Here is a 16,413-nt window from a genome sequence, read left to right on the forward strand (position 1 = left end):
TTGTTGCCATGATGCAACATATCATCGGGGACGGCCGGGCGTCAGGGTTTGTCGTAGGGGGTGAAGTCGGTGAAGCGGCAGGAGGGGGAGGGGATCGACAGGCCGGGTTCGATCAGCCGGAACCGGTCGTTGCGGCAGAGCTGGCCGCCATAGATGTCGACGATGATCGTCGACAGCGGGCGCAATTGCGGACAGGGGCCGACCGGGCCGGTGCGCCAGACGCGCTTGCCCGACTGGCGATAGAGGATGGTGGTCGCGTCGAGGATCGTGGGCCCCTGGACCAGGCCGATGCCGATGCAGCGGACCGGCGCGCCGGCGATGCGCCCCGCGAGTGGATCGTCGCGGCCGGCGACGAGCGTCAGTGCGAGCGCGGCGAGGGCGGCGATCCGGCCGGAGCGCGGCATCCTCACCGAACCTTCCGATAGGGGACGAACTCGCCGAAGCTGCAGCTGCCGCTGGGGAAGCGGCTGGCGCGGTCGATCGTGTTGGCGATGTCGCCGCGGCAGAGCTGGCCGGTCGGCGTCCGCGTGATCAGGATGTTGCGGTCGAGATCGCCGCATCCGCCATTGGTCTCGGTCCGGTAGATCGTGCCGTTGTTGACGCGGTAGAGGAAGGTCGAGCCGTAGCTGGTCACCTGCTTCTGGCCGAGGGCGTTGAGGCACAGGGTCGGCTCGCCGGGGGTCAGCCCCTTGAGCGCGGTCGCGAGCTTTCGCTGCGTTTCGGTTTCGCGCTGCGCGATCTGCGCCTGTTCGCGCGGGGTCGCCGTACACGCCGTGGCGGCGATCGTCAGGCAGAGCAGCGATAAGCGTGTCATGATGCGCATGCGGTTTCCTTTGCGCCCCCGAGGGGCCCGACATAGCCTATTCAGCCCTTGAACGCATCCTTTGCCGCGCGGCGTTCGCCGAGCTCGGCGGCCGAGGTCGCGCGGAGAAACGGATTGGTCGCGCGTTCGAGCCCGATCGTCGTCGGCACGGTTGCCTCGCCGCGCGCGCGGGCCGCGTCGACCTCGGCCATCCGGTCGCGGATCGCGCTATTGTCGGGCTCGGCTACCAGCGCGTAGCGGCCGTTCGACTGGGTATATTCATGCCCGCAATAGACCTGCGTTTCGTCGGGCAGCGCGGCGTAGCGCTGCATGTTGGCGAACATGTCGGCGGGGGTGCCCTCGAACAGCCGGCCGCAGCCCATCGCGAACAGCGTGTCGCCAGTGAAGATCACCGCGTCGTCGGCGAAGTGGAAGGCGATATGGCCCTGCGTATGCCCGGGCACCGTCATCACCTGCGCGGCGTGCGTGCCGAGCGTGACGACGTCGCCCTCGGTCACGGTGCGGTCGAGCGTCGGGATCTTCGCGGCCTCGGCGGCGGGGCCGGTGACGGTCGCGCCCTGAGCGCGGATCGCGGCGTTGCCGCCGGTGTGATCGGGATGCCAGTGCGTCGTCCAGACGTGATCGATCCGCCAGCCGCGCGCGGTCGCCGCGGCGATCACCGGATCCGCCTCGCCCGGGTCGAGCGCGACCGTCGTGCCGCTGTCGGGATCGTGGATCAGCCAGGCGTAATTGTCGCTGAGGACGGGCACGCGGACGATGTCGAGGGGCATGGCGGGCTTTCGAAGGCGGTGGCCAGGTGTGGCGCCGGGGTTGGGGGGATGCAAGGATAACGCATGAGTGGGCGGTCGGGGGGCGCACATGACCGGGAGTCTCGACTTCCTGCGGCGGGCGGGCGTAGGGTGGTGAAAACATTGAGAGGATCCGCAATGAAACTGGCCAGCCTGAAGGACGCAGATCCAGCCCGGGGCCGTGACGGCCGGCTTGTCGTCGTGTCGAACGACCTCGCCTGGTATGCCGATGCGACGCATATCGCGCCGACGCTGCAGGCCGCGCTCGACGACTGGGACCGGCTTGCGCCGATGCTCGAGAATCTGTCGACCGATCTGGAGCATGAGATGATCCCGATGCGGCGGTTCCACGAGCATGACGCGGCGTCGCCCTTGCCGCGCGCCTATCAGTGGGCGGATGGCTCCGCCTATGTGAACCATGTCGCGCTCGTGCGGCAGGCGCGCGCCGCCGAGATGCCCGACAGCTTCTGGCACGATCCGCTGATGTATCAGGGCGGGTCGGACGGGTTTCTGGGGCCGCGCGACCCGATCCCGCTCGCCGACGAGAGCTGGGGCTGCGACATGGAGGGCGAGGTCGTCGTCGTGACCGGCGACGTGCCGATGGGCGCGAGCCGCGACGAGGCGCTGGCGGCGGTGCGGCTGGTCGGGCTGACCAACGACGTGTCGCTGCGTAACCTGATCCCGGCCGAGCTGGGCAAGGGATTCGGCTTCTTCCAGTCCAAGCCCGCCAGTGCGTTTTCCCCGGTGTTCGTGACGCCCGAGTCGCTTGGCGACTGGTGGCAGGACGGCAAGCTGCACCGCAAGCTGATGGTCGACCTGAACGGCCAGCCCTTTGGCCGCGCCGAGGCGGGCGAGGACATGACGTTCGATTTCGGCACGCTGATCGCGCACGCCGCCAAGACGCGCAAGCTGGGCGCGGGGACGATCGTCGGGTCGGGCACGGTGTCGAACCGCGGCGCGGATGGCGGGCCGGGCAAGCCGATTGCCGAGGGCGGCGTCGGCTATTCCTGCCTGGCCGAAGTGCGGACGATCGAGACGATCGCGGGCGGCGCGGCGGTGACCCCGTTCCTCAAAAAGGGCGACACGGTGCGGATCTGGGCGGAGGACGACCGGCATCGCCCGATCTTCGGGGTGATCGAGCAGACGGTGGAGTAGCGGGCGGGCGCGCTTCAGGGCCGTTCGCCATAGGCCTTGCGCTGCGCTGACGTGGCGCGGTCCCACCAGGCGCGGGCGAGCAGATCCGCGATCCGCTCGCCCGCGCCGGTGTTGTAACGGACCAGCACCGCCGGCCAGCCGTCATAATGATCGGTCTGCCAGAAGGTCGCGGGGTCGGTGTCGAGCAGGATCTCCTTCTCGTCGAGACCGATATGGAGCACGAAGCTGCCGGGGTCGGGCGCGGTGGTCGACGCGAGCGTCTTGCCGCGGAACCTGAGTGCGGGCCGGCCGTAGCTGGTGCCCGGCTCGACACCCGGCAGCGTGCATCCGATCGCGACGATGGCGTCCCAGTCCTGCAGCATGTCGCGCTGTCCCTCCCCCTGTCTGCCCGTGTCCGCCCGCGTCCGCAGGGTGCTGCTATCGCATTGATCGCACGGCGTTGCACGCGGCCGGTGCGAATGCGGCAACCGGGCAAAACTCCCTCTCGCCAATGCCGTTGAAATTTTATAACAAGGCCGCGAAGAGCGATCCGGCGCGTACGCCGCCGGGCGATGGAGATGGAGTGACGATGGCCAGCGAGCACCCTCGCGCCGATTCGCAGCCGCTGCGCAATCTACCCGGATTGACGCTGCATGTGCCCGAACCGAAGTTTCGACCCGGCGATCCGGTCGATTTCGCCGAAGTCGACGTGCCGCCCGCGGGCCAGGCGCGGCGCCCCGATACCGCGGACAAGGCGAGCGATTTCACCGATCTCGCCTATACGCTGGTCCGCGTTCTCGACGACGAGGGCCATGCGGTCGGGCCGTGGGATCCCAAGCTTTCGCCCGATATGCTGCGGCGTATGCTGCGCAGCATGGCGCTGCTCCGCGCGTTCGACGAACGCATGTTCCGTGCGCAGCGGCAGGGCAAGACGAGCTTCTACATGAAGGCGCTAGGCGAGGAGGCGGTCGCGGTCGCGGCGGCCTATGCGCTCGATTACGAGGACATGTGCTTCCCCTCCTATCGCCAGCAGGGGCTGCTCATCGCACGGGGCTGGAGCCTCGTCGACATGATGAACCAGATCTATTCGAACACCGCGGACCGGCTTGGCGGCAAGCAGCTGCCGATCATGTATTCGGTCAAGGAAGCCGGGTTCTTCTCGATCTCGGGCAACCTCACGACGCAATATCCTCAAGCCGTGGGCTGGGCGATGGCGTCGGCGGCGAAGGGCGACACGCGGATCGCGGCGACGTGGTGCGGCGAGGGATCGACCGCGGAGGGTGACTTCCATTCGGCGTGCACCTTTGCTGCGGTCTACCGCGCGCCGGTGATCTTCAACGTCGTCAACAACCAGTGGGCGATTTCGAGCTTCTCCGGGTTTGCGGGCGCGGAGGCGACGACGTTTGCGGCGCGGGCGGTCGGCTATGGCATTGCCGGGCTTCGGGTCGACGGTAACGACGCGCTGGCCGTGTACGCAGCCACTGAATGGGCGGCCGAGCGGGCGCGGACCAACCAGGGGCCAACGCTGATCGAGCATTTCACCTATCGCGCGGAAGGCCATTCGACCTCGGACGATCCGGGCCAGTATCGCAGCGAGGGCGAGCCCAATGCGTGGCCGCTCGGCGACCCGATCAAGCGGTTGAAGGATCACCTGATCGCGATCGGCGAATGGGACGACGAGCGCCACGCGGCGCAGGACAAGGAGCTCGCCGAGCAGGTGAAGGCCGCGCAGAAGGAGGCCGAGAAGAACGGCATCCTCGGCCACGGGCTGCACCAGCCGCTCGAATCGCTGTTCGACGGCGTGTTCGAGGAACTGCCCTGGCATCTGAAGGAGCAGCGTCAGCAGATGCTCGATGAGGAGACGGCAAGCGGCCGTCCATGGGATCGCAAGGCATGAGCGACATGATCGAGGCACCCGGGTCCGACGCAGCGGACGGCGGCGAGACCAGCCGGATGAACATGATCCAGGCGATCAACTCCGCCATGGACATCATGATGACGCGCGATCCCGATGTGATCGTGATGGGCGAGGATGTCGGCTATTTCGGCGGCGTGTTCCGCGCGACCGCGGGGTTGCAGGCGAAACACGGCAAGACGCGCGTGTTCGACACGCCGATCACCGAATGCGGGATCATCGGCGTCGCGGTGGGCATGGGTGCCTACGGCCTGCGTCCGGTCCCCGAGATCCAGTTCGCGGATTACATCTATCCCGCGCTCGACCAGCTCGTGTCGGAAGCCGCGCGGCTGCGCTATCGCTCGGCGGGCGAGTTCACCTCGCCGATCACGGTACGATCGCCGTTCGGCGGCGGCATCTTCGGCGGGCAGACCCACAGCCAGAGCCCCGAGGGGCTGTTCACGCACATGTCGGGGATCAAGACGGTGATCCCGTCGACGCCCTATGACGCGAAGGGCCTGCTGATCGCGGCGATCGAGGACAATGACCCGACGCTCTTCTTCGAGCCCAAGCGCATCTATAACGGGCCGTTCGACGGCTATTGGGATCGGCCGTCGCAGAACTGGTCGAAGCATCCCGCGGGTGAGGTGCCGACGGGATATTACAAGATCGAGCTCGGCAAGGCGAAGATCGTCCGGGCGGGCGAGGCGCTGACGATCCTCGCCTATGGCACGATGGTGCATGTCTGCGCGGCGGTGATCGCCGAGACGGGGATCGACGCGGAGATCGTCGACCTGCGCACGCTCGTCCCGCTCGACATCGAGACGATCGAGGCGTCGGTGAAGAAGACCGGGCGCTGCATGATCGTCCACGAGGCGACGCGGACCAGCGGCTTTGGCGCCGAGCTGTCGGCGCTGGTGCAGGAACGCTGTTTTTACCATCTCGAGGCACCGATCGAGCGCGTGACCGGGTTCGACACGCCGTACCCGCACAGCCTGGAATGGGCCTATTTCCCGGGGCCGGTCCGCATCACCGAGGCCCTCAAGAAGATCATGAAGGACGCATAATGGCTCGCTTTACCTTCAAACTGCCGGATATCGGCGAAGGCATCTCGGAGGCCGAGATCGTCGCATGGCACGTCGCGATCGGCGACCGCGTCGAGGAGGATTCGCCGGTCGCGGACATGATGACCGACAAGGCGACGGTCGAGATGGAGTCGCCGGTGTCGGGCGTCGTCGTCGAGCTGGCGGGCGAGGTCGGCGATCAGGTGTCGATCGGGGCCGCGCTGGTGGTGATCGAGACGGATGCGGTCGACGCCGGGGGCGAGGTCGTGGCTGCGCCGTTGACGGCGGCGCAGGCGGAGACGGCCGAGCAGTATGAGGCGGAGAATCCGGGGGTCGAAGAGGTGGTCGAAACGCCGACCGCCACCACCCCGGCGGAGGCCGGGGCCCAGTTGGGGGGCGCCGGTAACGACGCGCAGTCCGTTATTACGTCGACCTCTCCAACTGGACCCCGGCCTTCGCCGGGGGGGAGTGACGAGCAGGTCGCTGCCGCCAAGGCACACGCGCTGGCGTCGCCCGCGGTGCGGGCGCGGGCGCGGGATCTGGGGATTGATCTGGCGTCGGTGAAGACCGAGTCCGACCGGGTCCGTCATGCCGATCTCGACGCGTATCTGCGATACGGCGCGGGTCAGGGCTATCAGGCGCCGGGGGCGAGCCGCGCGCGCGCGGACCAGCCGATCAAGGTCATCGGCATGCGGCGCAAGATCGCCGAGAACATGGCCGCGTCGAAGCGGGCGATCCCGCATTTCACCTATGTCGACGAGATCGACGTCACTGCCCTGGAAGCGATGCGTGCGGATCTGAACGCCAATCGTGGCGGGCGACCCAAGCTGACGATGCTGCCGCTGATGATCGTCGCGATTTGCAAGACGATCCCCGATTTCCCGATGCTCAACGCGCGTTACGACGACGAGGCGGGCGTGGTGACGCGGCATGGCGCGATCCATCTGGGCATGGCGGCGCAGACCGATGCGGGGCTGACCGTGCCCGTGATCCGCGACGCGCAGGATCGTAACGTCTGGCAGCTCGCGACCGAGATCACGCGGCTCGCCGAGGCGGCGCGCGCGGGCAAGCTCGCGCCGAACGAGATGGGCGGCGGCACGATCACCGTCACCTCGCTCGGGCCGCTCGGCGGGATCGCGACGACGCCGGTGATCAACCGGCCCGAGGTCGCGATCATCGGGCCGAACAAGATCGTCGAACGCCCCGTGTTTAAGGGCGACGAGGTGGTCCGTGCGAAGCTGATGAACCTGTCGATCAGCTGCGACCACCGTGTCGTCGATGGCTGGGACGCGGCGAGCTTCGTCCAGGGGCTGAAGAAGTATCTCGAGACGCCGGTCCTGCTGTTCGCGGACTGAGGTTCAGCGCGGCCGTGGCGGGGTGGGGCGGGTCTTCAACAGCCATGGTCGCGGGCCGCTGGTCGGGCGGGGCGTGCCGTCGAGCCGCTTCGCGCTGATCAGCGCGACGCGGTTGAGGATCATCTGGCCCTTGAACGCGTCGAGCCCGCCACCGGTCGGCTTGGCGAGGATGCGGCGGACGGTGTCCATGCCGCCGACGACATGGCCGAAGGCCGCATAGCCGAGATAGCCCGGGCGCGCGTCCATCGCGGGCGTCGGGCCCACAGTGATGAAGAAATTGCCGCCCGCCGAGCCGGGCTCGCTGCCGCGCGCCATCGAGATCGTTGCGTCGAGATGGCGAATGCCGGTCTGCGTCGTGGTCTCGAGCGGGAAGGCGGGCAGGATGCGCCGCGCGTCGGTGCGGATGCCGCCCTGGATGAAGCCGAATTTCGGCGCCTTCTTGCCGCGCGCGGCGCGGTAGAAATCGGTGCCGTCGAAGCGGCCGTCATCGACATAGGCGAGGAAGTTCGCGCTGGTCTTGGGGGCATGGCGCGTGTCGAGCGCGAGCGTGATCGGGCCTTCGGACGTGGTGAGGCGGACGCGGACGGTGCCGGGTTTCGCGGGGGTGGGTTTCTGGGGGGCGGCGGAGGCCGGGGTGGCCAGCAGCGCTAGCGCCGGGAGGAGGAGGAAACGCATAGGCGGGGCAGGACCTTGTCATTCTGAACAGGGGTCGCCCTGTATACGTCCCGTCATCCTGACGAAAGTCAGGACCCAGAGCCACACGCGCCGCACCCCGTTACCCTGGGTCCTGACTTTCGTCAGGATGACGGGAGGGGGCAGGGTGGATGGTGCGGAGCGACGGGAGGGTGCGTCATCCCTCCCGCCCCCGTCGCGTCAGACGATCTCGAACAGGCCGGCGGCGCCCATGCCGCCCGCGGTGCACATCGAGACCACGACATAGCGAACGCCGCGCTTGCGGCCCTCGATCAGCGCGTGGCCGACGAGGCGCGAGCCGGTCATGCCGAAGGGGTGGCCGACCGCGATCGCGCCGCCATTGACGTTGTATTTTTCGGGATCGATGCCGAGATGGTCGCGGCAATAGAGGCATTGCGACGCGAACGCCTCGTTCAGTTCCCACAGGCCGATGTCCGCGACGGTCAGCCCGGCGCGGTCGAGCAGCCTGGGGATCGCGAAGACCGGGCCGATGCCCATTTCGGCAGGATCGCAGCCCGCCGACTGGAAACCGCGATAGATACCGAGGATCTCCTTGCCCTCGGCCTCGGCGGTCCGGCGGTCCATCAGCAGCTGCGCGGAGGCGCCGTCGGAGAGCTGGCTGGCATTGCCCGCGGTGACGCTGGTCCCCGGGCTGGAGAAATCGCCGCCCGGCCAGACCGTCTTGAGCCCGGCGAGCGCCTCCGCAGTCGTGCCCGCGCGGATCCCCTCGTCCTGGGTCAGCGTGACGTTCTCGCTGCCGGTGCGCGTGCCCTGCTTGTCGAACAGCGCCTTCTCGACGGTGATCGGCACGATCTCCTCGGCGAACGCGCCGCTCGCGAGGCCGGCGGCAGCGCGCTGCTGGCTCATCGCGGCATAGGCGTCCTGCGCCTCGCGGCTAATGCCATATTTGCGCGCGACGATCTCGGCGGTCTCGATCATCGGGATATAGGCGGCGGGCTCGCGCGCAGTGACGCTCTGGTTGACGTAGCGCGGCGCGTCCTTCGTCACGGTGTAGCTGATCGATTCCATCCCGCCCGCCAGCGCGACATCGGCCTCGTCACAGATGATCGTGCGGGCAGCGAGCGCGACCGCGGTCAGCCCCGAGCCGCATTTGCGGTCGAGCGTGACCGCGGGGACCGATTCGGGCAGGCCACCGGCGAAGAGCGCCATGCGTCCGGCATTGCCGCCCTGCGTCCCCCATTGGTTGCCGACCCCCCAGAACACCTCGTCGATACGCGCGGGGTCGATCCCGGCGCGCTCGACCACCGCGTTCATGACGTGTCCGCCGAGCACCGGGGCCTCGGTCGCGTTGAACGCGCCGCGATAGGCTTTGCCGATGGCGGTACGGGCAGTCGAGACGATGGCGGCTTCACGCATGCTTGGACCTTTCGAGGACCGGGTATGGTCAAGCGTCGTCTAGGGATTCGGTCCGGCGTTGGAAAGGGCCCGGCGGGCGAGGCGCGCCTGCCAGAGCATCAGCAGCGGCACGACGAGGATTTCCATGCCGAGCCCCAGCACATGCCCGCGCGACGGCATGCCGACATCGATCAGCGAGACGAGCCGCGCGAGGCCGCCGACCACGATCAGCCCGCCGAGCAGGCGGAAGCGCGGGCCCTTTGTCTCGATATGCGGAATGCAGCTGAGAAAGCCGAGCCCGGTCGCGAAGAAGATGCCCGAAATATAGCGGAAATGGCTGTCGAGATCGCGCGGCACGTCGGCGAGGTGGCCGAACGGGGCTGGGCCGTGGACGATCCCCTGACCGCCCACGAGCAGCGGCAGGAGGCAGGCGAGCGCGACGACGCCCTGCAGCAGGCGGTGTTCGAGCATCATGTCAGCTTGTCGAGCAGTTCGGGGTTGTCGAGCAGTTCGGGGCGGATGCGGAAGGCGACCAGCGAGATCCGCACCTCGATCATGAAGCTGGCAAAGGCGGCGATCAGCAGGATCATCGCGAGGATGAACGAGACCGCGACATAGGTCCCGAAGTGCAGCTTCGCGAGTTCGGCGATGAACAGCAGCGCGATGACGATACAGGTCATGATCGCGCTCGACACCGCGAGGAAGAGCGAGGCGTTGATGATCGTCATCCGCCGGTCAAGCAGCCGCAACTCCCAGATATGGCGGATGCGTTCAGGCCCCGCGCTGCTGGGATGGAGCTTTTCGAGCTGGCGGGCGCGGTCGATGACGCGCGAGAGGCGACCGGCGAGCACGTTGAGCAGCTGGCCGATGCCCGCGAGCATAAAGACGGGCGCAAGCGACAGCTGGATCGTCTGCGCGATCGTCGAAACGGCGGGAAGGGGTATCATCCTGATCATCATGCGGAATAACCGCGCCGGAGGGAAGCCAATCCCGCCCCCGCCCTGAAGCCCTGCGGCGACGGGTGCGATCCTGCACTACCTGGTAAGGGATTGCTGCTAGGGGGCGTGCGATGTCGAAGCCGATGCTCCTGTCCGACCGCGTGCCGGTGCCGCCTAGCGTGCAGGCGAGCGTGGTCGAGGGCCTGAGCATCGCGATCGACGCGGTCGCCGCGCGCGCGGCGCCGAGCCACCGGTTCCTGCGCTATGGCTGGTATGCGGCCGCGCTGAGTGCCTATGGCGGGCGTGCGAAGACCCTGGTGGTCGAGGAGGACGGTGTCGCGGCGATCGCGTTGCCGTTCGTCGCGCTCGGCCCGGCGTGGCTGCGGCTGGCGACGGTGCCGGGCTGTTACTGGCCGTTCCGCAGTTTCGGCATGGCGATGGGGGCGAGCGAGGCGGCCCGCGCGGCGGCGCTGCGCGGGCTATCCGCGCAGTGCAACGGCCTGCGGATCGGGCCGGTCCAGGACGGCGATCCGGCGGCGGACGCGCTGATCGCGAGCGCGCGGGCGGCGGGATGGTGCGCGATCGACCGGCATGTCGGCGACGCCTGGGTGCTCGACCTCGTGCCGAGCGTCGATGGCGAGCGCTGGCCGCGCAACTCGACGCTGCGCAAGAACCGGTTTCACGAAAAGCATCTGGCCGAGCATGGCGCGCTCGACTGGCAGGCGCTGGCGGGGGCGGACTGGCCGGCGCGGTTCGCCGATCTGGGCGCGGTCGAGCAGACGAGCTGGGTCGCGCAGGAGACTGATCGCCGCGACATGAAGTTCACGACCGACGGGCATCTCGCCTTCTGGCAGGCGGCGGCGGTCGACCCGGTGCTGGCGGGGATGTTCCGGGCCGCGCTGCTCCGCGTCGACGGGGTGCCCGCCGCCTTCTCGTTCGACATCGACACGGGGGCGCTGATCTACGCGATCGCCAACAGCTACGATCCGCGTTTCGCCAAGCATTCGCCGGGCAAGCTGCTCTACTGGCGCAACCTGGTCGCGGCGATGGCGCGCGGCGCGACCAGGGTCGACTGGGGCGCGGGCGACAGCGGCTACAAGCGGGTGATCGGCGCGACGGAGGGCGCACCGATCCGCGACTGGCTGTTGCTCAGGCCCGGGCTGCCCGCGATTGCGGGTCGCGCGCTGGCCGGCTGGTGGCGGCGCAGCGGCGGGCGCTAGTCGCGGATATAGCGGAAATACCAGACCTCATGGCCCTGGCGCCGGGCTTTCCGCTCATAGCGCGTCTCGGGCCAGTCGTCGGGGCGGGTCAGGAAGTCCTGCGGGGTGCGCGCCTGCCAGGTGAAGTCGCGGCGCTGGTCCATGATCATCATCGACCAGCGGCAATAGGTCGGATCGTCGGTGCCGAGCCGGAATTCGGCGCCGGGCTTCAGCTTGGCGGCGATCGTGTCGAGCGGGCCGTGATTGACCATGCGCCGCTTGGCGTGGCGCGCCTTGCGCCAGGGATCGGGGTGGAGGAGGTAGAGCCGGTCGAGGCTGGCATCGGGCAGCCGCTCGATCACCTCGAGCGCGTCGCCCATATAGAGCCGGACATTGGTCAGCCCGCCGTCGCGGATATGGCCGAGCGCGCCGACGACGCCGTTGAGGAACGGTTCGCAGCCGATGAAGCCCACATCGGGATTGGCCGATGCCTGGCCGGCGAGATGTTCGCCCGCGCCGAAGCCGATCTCGACATGCAGCGGACGGTCGTCGCCGAACAGGGTCGCGGCGTCGACGATCCCCGTCTCGGGAACCGACAGACGCGGGAGCATCTCCTCGACGAGCGCGGACTGGCCCTGGCGAAGCTTGTGGCCCTGGCGACGGCCATAGAGGCGGCGAATGGTGGCGGGATCGTTCATCGCCGCGCGCTCTAGCGGTCGATTGCGCGGGAGCAAAGCACGGAGCGGTCCGTTACAAGGCCGTAATGGCCGAAAACAGCACCACCACGTCGGACACCGGGTCCGCACCCGAGGGGCCCGAGCAGGACGTCGAGGAACTCAAGGCGGCGGACGCGGGCGATCTCCACCGCGCGGTGCGCGAGGCGGGCGAGGACGAACTCGCGCGCCCGGGGGTCTCGCTGTTCTTCTCCGCGCTCGCGGCGGGGCTGGCGATCACCGCGTCGCTGGTCGCCGAGGGTGCGCTTCACGCCGCGCTGCCCGATACGCCGTGGCGCGAGCTGGTCGTGTCGCTCGGCTATCCGGCGGGGTTCCTGGTCGTCATTCTCGGGCGGATGCAATTGTTCACCGAGAGCACGATCAGCGCGATGCTGCCGCTGGTGACCAAGCCGTCGCGCTGGGCGCTGCGGCGGACGTTGCGGCTGTGGGGCATCGTGCTGGGCGCCAACCTGCTCGGCACCGCGCTGACCGCCGCGGCGATCGCGGGCGGTGTGCTCGGCGGGGCGGAGCTGCGCGAAGCGATGATCGCGGTGTCGATGCGGATCACCGAGCTTGGAGCCTGGGCGACGTTCGTCAACGCGATCCCGGCGGGGTTCATGATCGCGATCCTCGCCTGGTCGCTGCCCAATGCGCGCGGCGAGGCGTTCATGGTGATCTTCGCGGTGACCTATGTGGTCGCGATCGGCGGGTTCAGCCATTCGATCGTCGGATCGGACGAGGCGTTCCTGCTGCTGTTCACCGGGCATGTCGACCTGGTCCGGACCTTTGCCGGACTGTTGCTGCCGGCGATCATGGGGAATCTCGTCGGTGGTGCGGGGGTGTTCGCGCTGCTGGCGCATGCGCAGGTGCGCGGCGAAATGCGACAGAAGGACTGATGATGACGGGCAAGAGCAAGAGTGCGGCGGCAAAGATCGCCGAGGTCGACCGCAAGGCGACCTACAAGCTGGCCGAACACCGCGACGCGCCGGTGGTGAAGGCGACGGGCTTTCTCGCCGAGGTCGCCGACCAGCCGCAGCTGATCGCGACGTCGATCGGCACGCTGGTGATCGGGCTGGTCGCGCGGCGGCCCGACCTGATCCGCGGCGGCGCGCGGATGCTCGCCTCGCACCTGGCGGCGACCGCGGCGAAATCGGTGATCAAGCATTCGGTCGACCGAACGCGGCCGGGCCATGCGCTCGACACCGGCAAGGCGCGGTTCGAGACGGGCGACAGCCAGGACCACAAGCAGACGTCCTTCCCCTCGGGCCATACCGCGGGCGCGGTCGCGGTCGCGCGTGCGGCGTCGCGCGACATCGACGGCGCGGCGATGCCGTCGGCGCTGGCGACGGTCGCGGTGGCGGCGGCCCAGCCGGTCAACGGCAAGCATTATCTGTCCGACCTGGTCGTCGGCGCGGCGGTCGGCTGGATCGCCGAGGCGGCGGTCAGCGCGCTGTTCGACCGAGTCGCGCCGGTCGTCGAGCATGTCACTGAAAACAGGGAAAGATCCGCGGATCACGATCCCGCGACAGTACCGAACGGGGCCGAGGGAACCGTTCCGCCTGCGTGACGGTTTGGATGGCCTCACAAGAGGGATTTATACATGAAGACCATCGCTACCGCGCTCATGCTCGCAACGCTGACCATTCCGCTCGCAGCGTGTGGCGGCAAGGGTGACGACAAGCTGGGCAGTCAGGTCGAGGGCGCCGCGGAGAACCGCGCCGACGCGCTCGAGGCGGCTGCCGACAATCTCGAGGATCGCGCCGAGGCGGTTCGCGATCAGGGCGAGAAGCAGGGCGAGGCGGTCGACGACGCGGACGTGAACGCCGCCGCGATGTCGAACGAGCAGAAGGCGGCCCTCGTCAACGGCAGCGCCGCGCTGCGCTAAGTACAATGATGCCGTCCCCGCCGATTCGGGCGGGGGCGGTATCGTCGGCGGCGTCTGGGGCCGACCGACGATGTTGGGGGGATGCATGATGATCAACCGGCGCCGGCTCGAAACGGGCGGATTCCTGATATTCCTGGTGGTGATCACGATCGCGCTCGTCGTGGTCGTCTGGTCGTACGCCCTGGCGCTGCTGTGGGCCGCGCTCGCCGCGATCCTGTTCCAGCCGCTGTTCCAGCGTCTGCTCGAGCGGATGCCGACGCGTCGCAACACCGCCGCTGCACTGACGCTGCTGATCATCCTGTTCGCGGTCGTCGTGCCGAGCATGATCATCGGCGGGATGATCGTCGACCAGGCGGGCACGGTCTATACCCGCATCCAGAATGGCGAGATCAATTTCGCCGCCTATTTCAACCAGGTGCATGATGCGTTTCCGACGCGCCTGCAGACGCTGCTCGACAAGGCCGGGTTCGATTCGATCGAGCGGATCCAGGCGCGACTGTCGCAGACGATGGGCAACAGCGTGCGGACGATCGCCAGCCAGGCGCTGTCGATCGGGCGCAACGCCGCCGCCTTCCTGCTCGCCTTTGGTATCGCGCTGTACGTGATGTTCTTCCTGCTGCGCGACGGCGAGACGATCGGGCCGAAGATCTGCGACGCGCTGCCGCTCGAGCGGTCGGTCACCGCCGCGTTGGTCGACAAGTTCGTGTCGGTCGTGCGCGCGACGATCAAGGGCACGGTGATCGTCGCATTGGTCCAGGGCGGGCTGGGGGCGGCGACCTTCTGGATCGTCGGGCTGCCCGCGGCCCTGCTCTGGGGCCTGCTGATGGCGCTGACCTCGCTGCTGCCCGCGCTCGGGCCGGCGATCGTCTGGGTCCCTGTCGCGGTCTATCTGCTGGCGACCACCGCGATCTGGCAGGGGCTGGTGGTGATCATCTCGGGCGTCGTCGTGATCGGCATGGCGGACAATATCCTGCGGCCGATCCTGGTCGGGCGCGACACGGGGATCCCCGATTTCGTCGTGCTGGTCACGACGCTGGGCGGGATCGAGCTGATCGGCCTCAGCGGTATCGTCGTCGGGCCGCTGGTCGCGGCGCTGTTCCTGGCGTCGTGGCAGATCCTGACCGAGCAGCGGCACCGGCAGCGCGCGAGCGCGCCGATGGTCGGCGACACGGCGGGGGCCGACCGGTCGCCACCCGGCTGATCGTTTCCGATTTGTCGTAGCGGACATGAAAAAGCCTCCCCCGAACGGTCCGGGGGAGGCTTTTCTGTATCACCTATCGGGCGAAGTGCGTCAGGCGGTTGCGGCCTTCAGCTTGTCGACCAGATCGGTGCGCTCCCAGGTGAAGCTGTCACCCTCGGGCTCGCGGCCGAAATGGCCGTACGCCGCGGTCTTCTTGTAGATCGGCGCGTTGAGCTTGAGGTGCTCGCGGATGCCCTTGGGCGTGAGGCGGACGAGCTTGGGCAGGACCGCCTCGAGCTTGGCCTCTTCGACCGTGCCGGTGCCGTGCGTGTCGACATAGACCGACAGCGGCTCGGCGATGCCGATCGCGTAGCTCAGCTGGATCGTGCAGCGGCGGGCGAGCCCGGCGGCGACGACGTTCTTCGCGAGATAGCGCGCGACGTAAGCGGCCGAACGATCGACCTTGGTCGGATCCTTGCCCGAGAACGCGCCGCCGCCATGCGGGGCTGCGCCGCCGTAGGTGTCGACGATGATCTTGCGGCCGGTGACGCCTGCGTCGCCGTCAGGGCCACCGATCTCGAACGCGCCGGTCGGGTTGATGTAGATCGCGGTCTCGTCCGAGATGAAGCCCGCGGGCAGCACGTCGGTGAACACGCCCATGACATAGTCGCGCAGCTCGGCATACTTGGCCGGATCGGGGTTCTTGCCCTTTTCCGAATAGCCGGGCGCGTGCTGGGTCGAGACGACGAGCGCGGTCGCGCGGACCGGCTTCTCGTTCTCATAGGCGAGCGTCACCTGGCTCTTGGCGTCGGGCTCGAGGAACGGGGCGGCGCCCGAATGGCGATCGGCGGCCATCCGCTCGAGGATCTTGTGGCTGTAGTAGAGCGTCGCGGGCATCAGGCCCGGCGTCTCGTCGGTCGCGTAACCGAACATGATGCCCTGGTCGCCGGCACCCTCGTCCTTGTTGCCGCTCTCGTCGACGCCCATCGCGATCTCTGCGGACTGGCCGTGGAGGTTGTTCTCGAAGCGGAACTCGTTCCAGTGGAAGCCCGACTGCTCGTAGCCGATTTCCTTGACGGTGTTGCGGACGGCCGCCTCGATCTCGTCGAGTACGCCATCGGCCCACTGGTCGTTCTCATAGATGCCCTTGCCGCGGATCTCGCCGGCGAGGACGACGAGCTGCGTGGTCGTCAGCGTCTCGCAGGCGATGCGCGCCTCGGGATCCTTGGCGAGGAACAGGTCGACGATCGTGTCGCTGATCTGGTCGGCGACCTTGTCGGGATGGCCTTCGGAGACCGACTCGGAGGTGAAGAGAAAGGACTTGCGCATGAAACCTCTTCGCAAAAGGCCCGGCGGTGGGGCACCGCGGAGCATCATATAAGGAAAGCTTT

19 protein-coding genes are annotated in these 16,413 nt (G+C 68.3%); 9 read left to right on the forward strand and 10 right to left on the reverse strand.

Features of this window, described 5'->3' with window-relative positions; all coding sequences use genetic code 11:
• Nucleotides 1–41 precede the first annotated feature (41 nt).
• Genes FHY04_RS00500 through gloB form a run of 3 tightly spaced genes read right to left on the reverse strand, consistent with a single transcriptional unit; the run spans nucleotide 42 to nucleotide 1,593 of the window.
• Nucleotides 42–404, reverse strand: coding sequence for a hypothetical protein (locus FHY04_RS00500; protein WP_056679464.1), 363 nt, complete (start codon nucleotides 402–404; stop codon nucleotides 42–44).
• A 2-nt stretch (nucleotides 405–406) separates the two neighbouring features.
• Complete coding sequence (locus tag FHY04_RS00505; protein WP_183935059.1) at nucleotides 407–823, reverse strand: hypothetical protein; 417 nt, start codon at nucleotides 821–823, stop codon at nucleotides 407–409.
• Between the two features lie 41 nt (nucleotides 824–864).
• On the reverse strand, nucleotides 865–1,593 hold the full coding sequence (gene gloB, locus FHY04_RS00510) for a hydroxyacylglutathione hydrolase (RefSeq protein ID WP_183935060.1): 729 nt from the start codon (nucleotides 1,591–1,593) through the stop codon (nucleotides 865–867).
• Nucleotides 1,594–1,749: 156 nt separating this feature from the next.
• Between gloB and FHY04_RS00515 the strand changes: the two genes are divergently transcribed.
• Nucleotides 1,750–2,766, forward strand: coding sequence for a fumarylacetoacetate hydrolase family protein (locus FHY04_RS00515; RefSeq protein ID WP_183935061.1), 1,017 nt, complete (start codon nucleotides 1,750–1,752; stop codon nucleotides 2,764–2,766).
• A gap of 14 nt (nucleotides 2,767–2,780) precedes the next feature.
• Here FHY04_RS00515 and FHY04_RS00520 read toward each other — a convergent pair whose 3' ends face one another.
• Nucleotides 2,781–3,128, reverse strand: coding sequence for an MmcQ/YjbR family DNA-binding protein (locus FHY04_RS00520; RefSeq protein WP_260171252.1), 348 nt, complete (start codon nucleotides 3,126–3,128; stop codon nucleotides 2,781–2,783).
• 206 nt (nucleotides 3,129–3,334) lie between these two features.
• Here FHY04_RS00520 and FHY04_RS00525 point away from each other — a divergent pair, with 206 nt between their 5' ends.
• The 3 genes from FHY04_RS00525 to FHY04_RS00535 are packed head-to-tail and all read left to right on the forward strand — an operon-like array spanning nucleotide 3,335 to nucleotide 7,058.
• Nucleotides 3,335–4,642 (forward strand): thiamine pyrophosphate-dependent enzyme, encoded by a 1,308-nt coding sequence (locus tag FHY04_RS00525; RefSeq protein ID WP_031394419.1) that lies wholly within the window; start codon nucleotides 3,335–3,337, stop codon nucleotides 4,640–4,642.
• Nucleotides 4,643–4,698: 56 nt separating this feature from the next.
• A complete protein-coding gene (locus FHY04_RS00530; protein ID WP_031394420.1) occupies nucleotides 4,699–5,706 on the forward strand; it encodes an alpha-ketoacid dehydrogenase subunit beta in 1,008 nt (335 codons plus the stop codon).
• Entirely contained in the window at nucleotides 5,706–7,058 is a 1,353-nt protein-coding gene (locus FHY04_RS00535) for a dihydrolipoamide acetyltransferase family protein (RefSeq protein WP_183935062.1), read from the forward strand. Before FHY04_RS00530 ends, FHY04_RS00535 begins: the two co-directional genes overlap by 1 nt.
• Nucleotides 7,059–7,061: 3 nt before the next feature.
• Here FHY04_RS00535 and FHY04_RS00540 read toward each other — a convergent pair whose 3' ends face one another.
• From FHY04_RS00540 to FHY04_RS00555, 4 genes are all read right to left on the reverse strand, one after another.
• Entirely contained in the window at nucleotides 7,062–7,733 is a 672-nt protein-coding gene (locus tag FHY04_RS00540) for a peptidylprolyl isomerase (protein ID WP_183935063.1), read from the reverse strand.
• Between the two features lie 198 nt (nucleotides 7,734–7,931).
• Entirely contained in the window at nucleotides 7,932–9,128 is a 1,197-nt protein-coding gene (locus FHY04_RS00545; RefSeq protein WP_183935064.1) for a thiolase family protein, read from the reverse strand.
• Nucleotides 9,129–9,167: 39 nt separating this feature from the next.
• Nucleotides 9,168–9,581, reverse strand: a complete 414-nt coding sequence (locus tag FHY04_RS00550; protein WP_183935065.1) for a DUF4345 domain-containing protein — start codon at nucleotides 9,579–9,581, stop codon at nucleotides 9,168–9,170.
• On the reverse strand, nucleotides 9,578–10,054 hold the full coding sequence (locus FHY04_RS00555; protein ID WP_031440529.1) for a DUF2721 domain-containing protein: 477 nt from the start codon (nucleotides 10,052–10,054) through the stop codon (nucleotides 9,578–9,580). Before FHY04_RS00555 ends, FHY04_RS00550 begins: the two co-directional genes overlap by 4 nt.
• A 122-nt stretch (nucleotides 10,055–10,176) precedes the next feature.
• On the opposite strand from FHY04_RS00555, the gene FHY04_RS00560 reads away from it, so the two are divergent.
• A complete protein-coding gene (locus FHY04_RS00560; protein ID WP_183935066.1) occupies nucleotides 10,177–11,265 on the forward strand; it encodes a GNAT family N-acetyltransferase in 1,089 nt (362 codons plus the stop codon).
• Here FHY04_RS00560 and trmB read toward each other — a convergent pair.
• Nucleotides 11,262–11,942 (reverse strand): tRNA (guanosine(46)-N7)-methyltransferase TrmB, encoded by a 681-nt coding sequence (gene trmB, locus FHY04_RS00565; protein WP_056409132.1) that lies wholly within the window; start codon nucleotides 11,940–11,942, stop codon nucleotides 11,262–11,264. The two genes, FHY04_RS00560 and trmB, sit on opposite strands and share 4 nt — an antisense overlap.
• A 65-nt stretch (nucleotides 11,943–12,007) precedes the next feature.
• On the opposite strand from trmB, the gene FHY04_RS00570 reads away from it, so the two are divergent.
• The 4 genes from FHY04_RS00570 to FHY04_RS00585 all read left to right on the forward strand — a co-directional run bounded on the left by FHY04_RS00570 (nucleotide 12,008) and on the right by FHY04_RS00585 (nucleotide 15,043).
• A complete protein-coding gene (locus FHY04_RS00570; RefSeq protein ID WP_107931909.1) occupies nucleotides 12,008–12,853 on the forward strand; it encodes a formate/nitrite transporter family protein in 846 nt (281 codons plus the stop codon).
• A gap of 2 nt (nucleotides 12,854–12,855) precedes the next feature.
• On the forward strand, nucleotides 12,856–13,524 hold the full coding sequence (locus FHY04_RS00575; RefSeq protein WP_166746948.1) for a phosphatase PAP2 family protein: 669 nt from the start codon (nucleotides 12,856–12,858) through the stop codon (nucleotides 13,522–13,524).
• Between the two features lie 33 nt (nucleotides 13,525–13,557).
• A complete protein-coding gene (locus FHY04_RS00580) occupies nucleotides 13,558–13,842 on the forward strand; it encodes a hypothetical protein (RefSeq protein ID WP_042466252.1) in 285 nt (94 codons plus the stop codon).
• A gap of 88 nt (nucleotides 13,843–13,930) precedes the next feature.
• Nucleotides 13,931–15,043, forward strand: a complete 1,113-nt coding sequence (locus FHY04_RS00585; RefSeq protein WP_183935067.1) for an AI-2E family transporter — start codon at nucleotides 13,931–13,933, stop codon at nucleotides 15,041–15,043.
• A gap of 90 nt (nucleotides 15,044–15,133) precedes the next feature.
• Here the strand turns inward: FHY04_RS00585 and metK are convergent, their stop codons facing one another.
• A complete protein-coding gene (gene metK / locus FHY04_RS00590; RefSeq protein WP_031438941.1) occupies nucleotides 15,134–16,351 on the reverse strand; it encodes a methionine adenosyltransferase in 1,218 nt (405 codons plus the stop codon).
• Nucleotides 16,352–16,413 lie beyond the last annotated feature (62 nt).

Origin of the sequence: Sphingomonas sp. BK481 (assembly GCF_014194875.1) — a bacterium.
Lineage (GTDB): Bacteria > Pseudomonadota > Alphaproteobacteria > Sphingomonadales > Sphingomonadaceae > Sphingomonas > Sphingomonas aerolata.